This window comes from Gaiella sp., from assembly GCF_057140465.1.
The window spans coordinates 1-8,740 of record NZ_DBNHWK010000029.1; the positions used below are offsets into that span (position 1 = coordinate 1).

Genomic DNA, 8,740 nt, shown 5'->3' on the forward strand with positions numbered 1-8,740 from the left:
GCCGCTGCGGGCACTCACCGCTGCCGAGACGCGCGAGCTCGACGCGTGGCTCGACGCGCGAGGGGCCTGACCCCGACCGGTCGGCCCGATCGGCACGTCGGGGGTGAGGCGGAGGCCTCACCCCCGAGGTGGATGGGCTCCGGCGTCTCCACGCCGAGCCCGGCTGTCGTCGTGCCGACTAGTCGTCGTCGTGTTCCTCGTGATCGTCGTCGTGCTCGCGCTCGTCCTCGTCCTCGTCCTCGTCCTCGTCCTCGTCCTCGTCGTCGTCGTCGTGCCCGGTCACCGACGTCGTCGAATCGGCTGCGATGACGTTGGAACAGCGCTCGGCCTCCACTGCCTGCAGCCGGGCGAGCTTGTCGGCGAGCTTCGTGAGCTTCCGCTCGAGCTTCGCCACGGCCACGGTGGCGCGCCCCTGCTGCTCGGGCGTCAGCTGCCCACCGGTCAGTTGCGCGTCGATCCGCGCCAGCCTCGCCTCGATCTTCGCCTGCTTGCGCTGCAGCTTCGCAGTCTTCTTCGTGACCTTCTTCGCGAGCCGCTCGCATGCCGCCGCTCGCCGCTCCTCCCGCTTCGTCGCGCGCTTCTCCGCCTTCGCTGCACGCTTCTCCACGTATGCCGCGCGGTCGCCGTCGCGGTCGTCGTCACCGTCGTGCGCCAGGGCCGCGGCCGTACCGCCGAGCGCGAGCAGCGCAGCCGTCGCGAGCATCGTCAGGGATCTCCGTCCGTTCACGTGGTCTCCTCTCCGAGGACGAGGTCGTTGCCCCGGAAGCATCGGCTCGTCTCGGGGAGAGAGCGAGTAAGGCTTTCGTGTGCGGGGTACCCCGCCCGAGTGAGCGCCTCGGGGACGCGCGGGCGGCGAGGGTGGGCGAGCGCACCCCTACAGTGCGTCGAACTCCTCCCAGACCTCGGGATCCTTGCCGACGAGGCCGCGGACACCGGCCAGCGGCTCCGGCAGGTCAGCGACCTCCTCGTCGAGGTAGAGGATCGCCCCGAAGCGCTCGGCGGCCTCGTTGACGAGCCAGATGCTCGGAGGCGTCAGGGGCTCGAGCTCGTCGACGCGATCGCGAGCCTCGTCCAGCGAGGCCTTCGCGTCGCCCAGTGACCAGAGGACGATGCGAACGATCACATCCGGAAGACGCCGAACGTCGTCTCGGGCACGGGGGCGTTGGCGGCGGCGGCGAGGCCGAGCGCGAGCACGCGCCGCGTGTCGAGGGGGTCGATCACGCCGTCGTCCCACAGCCGCGCCGTGGAGAAGTAGGGCGAGCCCTCGTGGTCGTAGGTGGCCCGGATCTCGTCCGGGTCGGCATCGCCGACCATCGTCAGCACGGTCGCCGCCTGCTCGCCGCCCATCACGGAGATCCGCGCGTTCGGCCACATCCACAGCTGCCGCGGCCCGTAGGCCCGGCCGCACCTCGCGTAGTTGCCGGCGCCGAACGACCCGCCGGTGACGACCGTGAACTTCGGCACGTCGGCACAGGCGACGGCGGTGACGAGCTTCGCCCCGTCGCGCGCGATCCCGCCCTCCTCGTACTCCTTGCCGACCATGAACCCGGTGATGTTCTGGAGGAACACGAGCGGAACCCGCCGCCTGCAGGCCAGTTCGACGAAGTGCGCGCCCTTCTGGGCCGACTCCGCGAAGAGCACGCCCCTGTTGGCGAGGATCCCCACCGGGTACCCCTCGATGCGCGCGAAGCCACAGACGAGGGTGTCGCCGTACAGCGCCTTGAACTCGTGGAACCGGCTGCCGTCGACGATGCGCGCGATCACCTCCAGGGGGTCGAGCTCGTGGCGGAAGTCCTCCGGCACGACGCCGTGGAGGTCGCCGGGGTCGACGGCGGGCTCCTCCGGCGGCGCGAGCGCCCACGGGCACGGAGCCGGGTCGCCGAGGTTCCGCACGATCTCGCGCGCGATCGCGAGCGCGTGCTCGTCGGACGTCGCGTAGTGGTCGGCGACACCCGAACGGCGGGTGTGCACGTCGGCGCCGCCGAGCTCCTCCGCCGTCACGTCCTGGCCCGTCGCCGCCTTCACGAGCGGCGGGCCGCCGATGAAGATCGTCCCCGTCCCGCTGACGATCACCGTCTCGTCCGACATCGCCGGCACGTACGCGCCCCCTGCGGTGCAGGAGCCCATCACGACCGCGACCTGCGCGATCCCGAGCGCCGACATGCGGGCCTGGTTGTAGAAGATCCGCCCGAAGTGCTCGCGGTCCGGGAACACCTCCGCCTGCAGCGGCAGGAACGCGCCGCCCGAGTCGACGAGGTAGACGCACGGCAGGTGGTTCTGCTCGGCGACCTCCTGCGCCCGCAGGTGCTTCTTGACCGTGAGCGGGAAGTACGACCCCCCCTTGACGGTGGCGTCGTTCGCGACGACGACGCACTGGCGGCCCTCGACGACGCCGATGCCGGTGACGATGCCCGCGGACGGGGCGTCGCCCCCGTAGAGCTCCCAGGCGGCCAGGGCGTTCAGCTCGAGGAACGCCGAGCCCGGGTCGACGAGCCGGTCGATGCGCTCGCGCGCCGTCAGCTTGCCCCGGGAGCGGTGGCGCTCCACCGCCTTCTCGCCTCCGCCTCGGGCGACGCTCGCCGTCCGCTCCCGGAGCTCGGCGACGAGCGCGGTCATGTGGGCGCGTCGCCGCTCGAAGGCCTCGTCGTGGACGACGTGCGTGCCGAGAACGGTCACGGGTCGAGTCTACGTCGCACGGCAGCCGGAAGCCGTTGCGCGCTTGACGTGGTCTCGCGGACGGGGGACCGTGTTCCCGGATGGACGACCTGATCCCCCGTTTCGAGGAGCTGCAGACGCATCTCCGCGGCGTGTGGCCGGCGATGACCCTGCAGTCCGTGGGCAGCGTCGAGCGGACAGTCGTCGCGATCCACTCCTTCAGCCTCGAGATCCCCGAGGCCCTGGCCCCGGTCGCGCTCGCCTACGAGGAGCGGTTCCTCGTGATGGTGCTGGGGATCCTCCGCGGTCATCGGACGCGCGTCGTCTACGTGACCTCGATCCCGGTCCTGCCGAGCATCGTCGACTACTGGTTCCGGCTCATGCCGCGCCTCGACCGCCCGGAGGCCCACGAGCGCCTCCAGATGCTCTCGCCGGTCGACGCGTCGTTCAGGCCGCTGACGGAGAAGATCCTCGAGCGGCCGCGATTCGTCGAGCGGATCCGCCGCGGGATCGCCGACCCCGGCCACGCCGTCATCTACCCGTTCAACACCTCGCCGCTCGAAGTCGAGCTGGCGGTGCGCCTCGGTGTGCCGCTCTACGGCTCGTCGCCCGATCTCTGGACGCTCGGTGCCAAGTCGAGCGCGCGGCGGATCTTCGCGGAGGAGGGCGTCCCGTGCCCGGCGGGCCGGGAGGGCATCCGGGACGTCGACGACCTCCGCGCCGCGATCGACGAGCTCCGCGCCGAGAGCCCCCGGCTCCGGGAGGTGATCGTCAAGCACGACCAGGGCGTGAGCGGCCTCGGCAACGCGACGATCCGGCTCGACGGCGAACGCGACCTCGATGCGGCGATCGCCGATCTCGACCTCGAGGACGACTCGATCGACGCGGCGCAGTTCCTGGACGCGCTCGCGGCGGGGGCCGTCGTCGAGGAGCGTATACGGGGAGCCGAGTTCCGCAGCCCCAGCGTGCAGATGCAGGCGAGCCCCGACGGCGACCTCGAGGTGCTGTCGACCCACGACCAGGTGCTCGGCGGCCCCCACGGGATGCAGTTCCTCGGGTCGCGCTTCCCCGCCGACCCCGCCTACGTCCCCGAGATCACGCGGCTGGGCGAGAGGGTGGGCCGTCGTCTGGCCGCCGAGGGCGTGATCGGGCGGTTCGCCGTCGACTTCGTCGTCGTGCGGGACGAGGGCGGCCCGTGGCGGGCCTACGCGATCGAGATCAACCTCCGCTGCGGAGGGACGACGCACACCTACATGGCGCTGCAGGCGCTCACCGACGGCGCCTACGATCCCGACCGGGCCGAGCTCGTCGCCGGCGGGCGCCCGAAGTACTACGTCTCCTCGGACCACGTCGAGGCGCCGGAGTACCGGACGCTGACGCCGGAGGACTTCCTGGAGATCGTGGAGGAGCGACGGATCGGCTGGGACGGTGAGGGGCTGCGCGGCGTCGTCTACCACATGGTCAGCGCGATCGCGGTCGCGGGGAGAGTGGGGGCGACGGCGATCGCCGACACCCCCGAGGACGCCGAGCGGCTGCTGCACGACGCCCGTCGCGCGCTCGACGAGGAGACGGGACGCACGTCGTCGCGCAGGTGAGCGTCACGCGGTGCCCGACCGGGCGCGAGTGGTCGTGGTCGAGGCCGGGGACGGAACTCACGGCGTACGCCGCTGCCGGAACGGCCGCAGAACTCCATCCCCGGCCCCGTCGGGTTCGCGCAGGCGGGCGGGAACCCTGCCGTCGGCGGTAGCCTTGCCGCGATGTCCGCCGCCGGCACCGCGACGCTCGAGCGCTGGCACGCGTTCGCCTCGACCGGTGACGCGGCGATCCTCGACGAGGTGCTCGCCGACGACGTCGAGTTCCGGCCGCCGACGTACTGGAGCGCCCGCCGCGGCAAGCTCGAGGTGATGCTCATCCTCGGGACCGTCGCGGGCGTCTTCGAGGACTTCCGCTACGAGCGGGAGTGGGTCGACGGCGACGACTGGGCGCTGGAGTTCACGGCGAGCGTCGACGGGCTCGTGCTGAAGGGCGTCGACCTGATCCGGCTGGACGCGCACGGGAAGATCGCCGAGTTCGAGGTCGTCGCGCGGCCGCCGAACGCCGTCGCCGCCCTCCGTGCCGCGATGGAGGAGCGGCTCCGGCCTCTCCTCGCGTCCCCGGACGGCTGACGCCCATGGACACGTCGATCCCGGTTCCCGACACGGGGCGGAGCTTCACCGCCCGTCGCCGCGTGAGGCTCGGCGACATGGACGCGACGGGACGGGTGCGACTCGACGCGATCGCGCGCTTCCTGCAGGACATCGCGATCGACGACGTCCAGGAGACGGGATGGGGGACGCCCGACCACCTGTGGTTCGTGCGGTGCATCCGCGTCGACGTCCTCGCCCCGTTCCTCGCCGATCGGCAGGTCGAGCTGACGACGTGGTGCAGCGGCATGGCGGCGATCGCAGCGGGCAGGCGGTGGTCGGTGCAGGGGGACGCCGGTGGACGAGTCGAGGTCGACAGCGTCTGGATCCACCTCGACTCCGAGCAGCGTCCGGCGCGGCTCGAGGACTTCGGCGTCTACGCCGAGGCGACCCGGAGCCGGAGGGTGTCGACGAAGCTCGAGCTGCCCGACCCGCCCCCGGGCGGGCGGCGGTCGCCGTTCGTGCTGCGCGCGAGCGACGTCGATCTCCACGGCCACGTCAACAACGCCGTCTACTGGCAGGCGGTCGAGGAGTGCATCGCACGGAGCACCGTCGACCCGCGGCAGCCGCTGCGCGCGTCGCTCGACTACCGGCACCCGATCGACCTCGGCGACCGGCTCGAGCTGGTGGAAGCGGCAGACGGCACCTGTCTCGCGATCGGATTCGTCGCCGAGGACGGCTCGCGTGCCACGGCCCGCGTCGAGCCGCTCGCCGTCGGCCCCGCGTAGCCGCCTCTTCCGCGACCGGCCCGGAGGGTCTCGGTGCTCCACCACCGCCGGCCGGGCGTACACTCGTCCCATGACCGCCCGCATCGGAGCGGCAGTGGTCGTCGCGATCGCCCTCGTCGGTGTCGCCGTGGCATGCGGCGGGGACGACGGCGGGCCCTCGCCGTCCGAGCTCATCGCACAGAGCGCGGAGCGCACCGGAAAGATCCAGAGCTTCCACTTCACGCTCGACGTGCAGAACGTCCCGACCGCCGGCGCCGGCCTCCAGCTCACCGCCGCCGAGGGCGACGTCGTCGTCCCCGACCGCGCGAGCGCGGACGTCACCGGGTCCTTCGCAGGCCTGCCGATCACCACGCAGGTGATCGCGGTCGGCGAGGACGTCTGGCTCAAGAACCCGCTCACGGACGGCTGGCAGAAGATCGACGTGAGCACGACGCCGGTGGCGCTGCTGAGCCCGTCGCAGGGCGTGCTCGCGGTGATGGGCGGGATCACCGACGTCGTCGACGAGGGACGGGAAGAGGTCGACGGCACGACGCTCGTGCAGGTGTCCGGGCGCGTCGACGCCGCCGACGTCGCCCCGCTCGTCGCGGTCGCGCCCGGCGACGGCACCGTCGAGGCGGCGCTCTGGATCGGCGCGGACGACCTCCTCCTGCGCCGCATCGAGGTCCGGGGGGCCGTCGCGGACGGCGAGCCGGAGAGCGCACTCCGCATCGTCGACCTCTCACGGTTCGACGAGCCGGTGGCCGTGGAGCCCCCGGAGGTCTCCGGGTAGCCGTCCCCGCTCCATCCGGGCGCACGGTCCTGCTCCGCGCGGCGGGCGTCGCACGCTCGTACGGCTCGCTCGAGGCGCTCGCCCCGACGGACGTCGCCGTGCACGCAGGCGAGATCCTCGCACTCGTCGGGCCGAACGGCGCAGGGAAGTCGACGCTGCTCTCGATCCTCGCCGGCGCCCTGCCGCCGACCGCCGGCACGGTCGCGACCGACCTCGGCCCGTCGGGCGTCGGGTGGGCGCCGCAACGCCCTGCGCAGTACGGACACCTCACCGCCGTCGAGAACCTGGAGCTGTTCGCCCGCCTCGCCGGCCTCGCCGACGCCCGGTCGGCCGCCCGGGAGCTCGCGGCGCAGCTCGGGCTCCCGGCGACGCGGCAGCGCGCCTCGCACCTCTCCGTCGGCAACCAGCAGCGTCTCAACATCGCGATCGCTCTGCTCGGCGACCCGCTGGTCCTGCTCCTCGACGAGCCCACGGCCTCGCTCGACCCGTCGTCGCGACGGCGGCTCTGGGAGATCCTCACCGACCTTCGCTCCTCCGGCGGCGGAGCGGTCGTCGCCACGCACGTGCTCGACGAGGCCGAGCACCTGGCCGACCGGGTCGTCGTGCTCCTCGACGGTCGCGTCGTCCACGAGGGCACGCCCGCCGAGGCGGTCAGGGCGATGGAGCGCTTCTCCGGGGCGGGAGACGGCGCCGCGTGACGCGCATCGGGCTCCTCCTCCGCACGGACGCGCGCAGGCTGACGCGGTCGCCGCTCGTGCTGGCCGCGCTCGTCCTCTACCCGCTGCTGATCGCCGTGCTCGTCGGCCTCGTCGTCCGCTACGCGGGCGAGCGACCGCGCGTCGCGCTCGTCGACGAGGCGGGGCTGCCGACCTCGATCCAGCTCGGAGCACGCCGCTTCGACCTCCGGTCGCTCTTCGAGGACGCCAGCGAGGTCGACCTCGTGCGCATGTCGGCGGGCGACGCCGCCCGTGAGCTCGCGAACGGCCAGTCCGTCGCCTCGTTGACGATCCCGCCCGAGTTCACGCGCCAGCTCCGCCGGCTCAACGAGAGCCCGAGGATCGTCCTGCGCACGAGTGAAGGGGCGCTCGGCTCCACCGCCGTCGAGAAGATGCGGGCGCTCACGTACGGCATCAACCTGGAGCTGCAGAAGGCCTTCATCGAGGCGAACCTCGGCTACGTCGACCTGCTCAAGCAGGGTGGGACGGGGCGCCTCGGCGAGACCGACGTGACGGTGATCGGGCTCGAGGCGGCGCAGCGGGAGCTCCAGCGCCTCGCGGGGTCCGACGACCCCGACGTCGCAGCCGCCTCGAGGGAGCTGGCCGACTTCGTGGCGCAGGTCGAGGGCGCGGTCGACCAGGTCGGCGAGTTCCTGAGGGCGACTGCGAACCCGATCGAGCTCGTCACCGTCGAGGAGGAGGGTCGGACGTGGCTCCTGTCCGCACAGGTGCAGGCGTACGCGCTCGCCCTCGCGCTCGCTTTCGTCGCCGTGCTCCTCGGGGCGGGCGCGATCACGGGCGAGCGAGAGGAGCGGACGCTGGCCCGGCTCGTGCGCGGCCTCGTCGGCCTCGGCGCGCTGGTCGTCGAGAAGACGCTGTTCGTCGCGATCCTGGGAGCGGCTACGGGGCTCCTGCTCGCGGTCGTGTTCGGGGTCGTCGTCGACGTCGGCGGTGTCAGCGGCGGGCAGCCGTGGGAGCGGCTCCCGCTCCTCGCCGTGGGGCTCCTCGCGGGAGCGGCGGCGTTCGGGGCGCTCGGAGTCCTCATGGGGACGCTCGCCCGGGACGCGAGCGGTGCGATGCTGCTCGCCCTGCTCGTCGGCCTCCCGATCGTGCTGCTCGGCGTGATCCCGCCGGGCACGTTCGCGCTGGCCGACACGCTCTCCGCGCTCGTCCCCTTCGGCCACACCGTCGACCTCGCGACCGCAGCGCTCTACGAGCCGGAGCCCCTGGGCGACGTGCTCCGCGAAGGAGCATGGCTCCTCGGGCTCGCCGCGGCGTTCGCCTTCCTCGCCCGTGTCGGCGTTCGGCGCCTCCTCGTATGAAGCGGGGCCTCCAGAGGCGCAGCGCACGCTTCCTCGTGTACGGCCTCGTCGGGTGGCTCACCGACTCGCTGTTCGTCGCCGCGCACACAGGGCGCCGCCGCCCGAGCAGTCCTCTCAACGTCGTCGTCTACGGGCTCGCGCAACCGCTCTTCGAGCCCGCGCACGACCGCGTCCGGGGGCGTCACGTCGTGACCCGGGCCGCCGCCTACGCGGCCGGGACGCTGGGCGTCGAGTACGCGAGCGGCCGGGTGCTGCGCCGTCTCGTCGGCTCCGCGCCGTGGGACTACACGGGAGCCCGTCTCTCTGTCCACGGGCTCGTCCGGCTCGACTACGCGCCGCTGTGGGCGGCGTACGGGCTGGCGCTCGA

At 72.9% G+C, this 8,740-nt stretch carries 10 protein-coding genes; 7 read left to right on the forward strand and 3 right to left on the reverse strand.

Features of this window, described 5'->3' with window-relative positions; translation table 11 throughout:
* Positions 1-178 precede the first annotated feature (178 nt).
* The 3 genes from AC162C_RS04050 to AC162C_RS04060 all read right to left on the reverse strand — a co-directional run bounded on the left by AC162C_RS04050 (position 179) and on the right by AC162C_RS04060 (position 2,616).
* A complete protein-coding gene (locus AC162C_RS04050) occupies positions 179-727 on the reverse strand; it encodes a hypothetical protein (protein WP_484096429.1) in 549 nt (182 codons plus the stop codon).
* Positions 728-874: 147 nt separating this feature from the next.
* Positions 875-1,123 (reverse strand): hypothetical protein, encoded by a 249-nt coding sequence (locus AC162C_RS04055; RefSeq protein WP_484096430.1) that lies wholly within the window; start codon positions 1,121-1,123, stop codon positions 875-877.
* Entirely contained in the window at positions 1,120-2,616 is a 1,497-nt protein-coding gene (locus AC162C_RS04060; RefSeq protein ID WP_484096438.1) for a carboxyl transferase domain-containing protein, read from the reverse strand. The genes AC162C_RS04055 and AC162C_RS04060 overlap by 4 nt, the downstream gene beginning before the upstream one ends.
* A 140-nt stretch (positions 2,617-2,756) precedes the next feature.
* Here AC162C_RS04060 and AC162C_RS04065 point away from each other — a divergent pair, with 140 nt between their 5' ends.
* The 7 genes from AC162C_RS04065 to AC162C_RS04095 form a co-directional block, all read left to right on the forward strand.
* Positions 2,757-4,250, forward strand: coding sequence for a peptide ligase PGM1-related protein (locus AC162C_RS04065; RefSeq protein ID WP_484096431.1), 1,494 nt, complete (start codon positions 2,757-2,759; stop codon positions 4,248-4,250).
* Positions 4,251-4,412: 162 nt separating this feature from the next.
* On the forward strand, positions 4,413-4,820 hold the full coding sequence (locus AC162C_RS04070; RefSeq protein WP_484096432.1) for a nuclear transport factor 2 family protein: 408 nt from the start codon (positions 4,413-4,415) through the stop codon (positions 4,818-4,820).
* Positions 4,821-4,825: 5 nt separating this feature from the next.
* Positions 4,826-5,566, forward strand: coding sequence for an acyl-[acyl-carrier-protein] thioesterase (locus tag AC162C_RS04075; RefSeq protein WP_484096433.1), 741 nt, complete (start codon positions 4,826-4,828; stop codon positions 5,564-5,566).
* 70 nt (positions 5,567-5,636) lie between these two features.
* The gene (locus AC162C_RS04080; protein WP_484096434.1) at positions 5,637-6,335 is read left to right on the forward strand and encodes an LppX_LprAFG lipoprotein; all 699 of its coding nucleotides are present in this window, start codon (positions 5,637-5,639) and stop codon (positions 6,333-6,335) included.
* A gap of 98 nt (positions 6,336-6,433) precedes the next feature.
* Positions 6,434-7,033, forward strand: coding sequence for an ABC transporter ATP-binding protein (locus AC162C_RS04085; protein ID WP_484096435.1), 600 nt, complete (start codon positions 6,434-6,436; stop codon positions 7,031-7,033).
* Positions 7,030-8,373 (forward strand): ABC transporter permease, encoded by a 1,344-nt coding sequence (locus AC162C_RS04090; protein ID WP_484096436.1) that lies wholly within the window; start codon positions 7,030-7,032, stop codon positions 8,371-8,373. Before AC162C_RS04085 ends, AC162C_RS04090 begins: the two co-directional genes overlap by 4 nt.
* The coding region (locus AC162C_RS04095) for a putative ABC transporter permease (protein ID WP_484096437.1) at positions 8,370-8,740 on the forward strand (371 nt) is incomplete at its 3' end. The genes AC162C_RS04090 and AC162C_RS04095, both read left to right, overlap by 4 nt.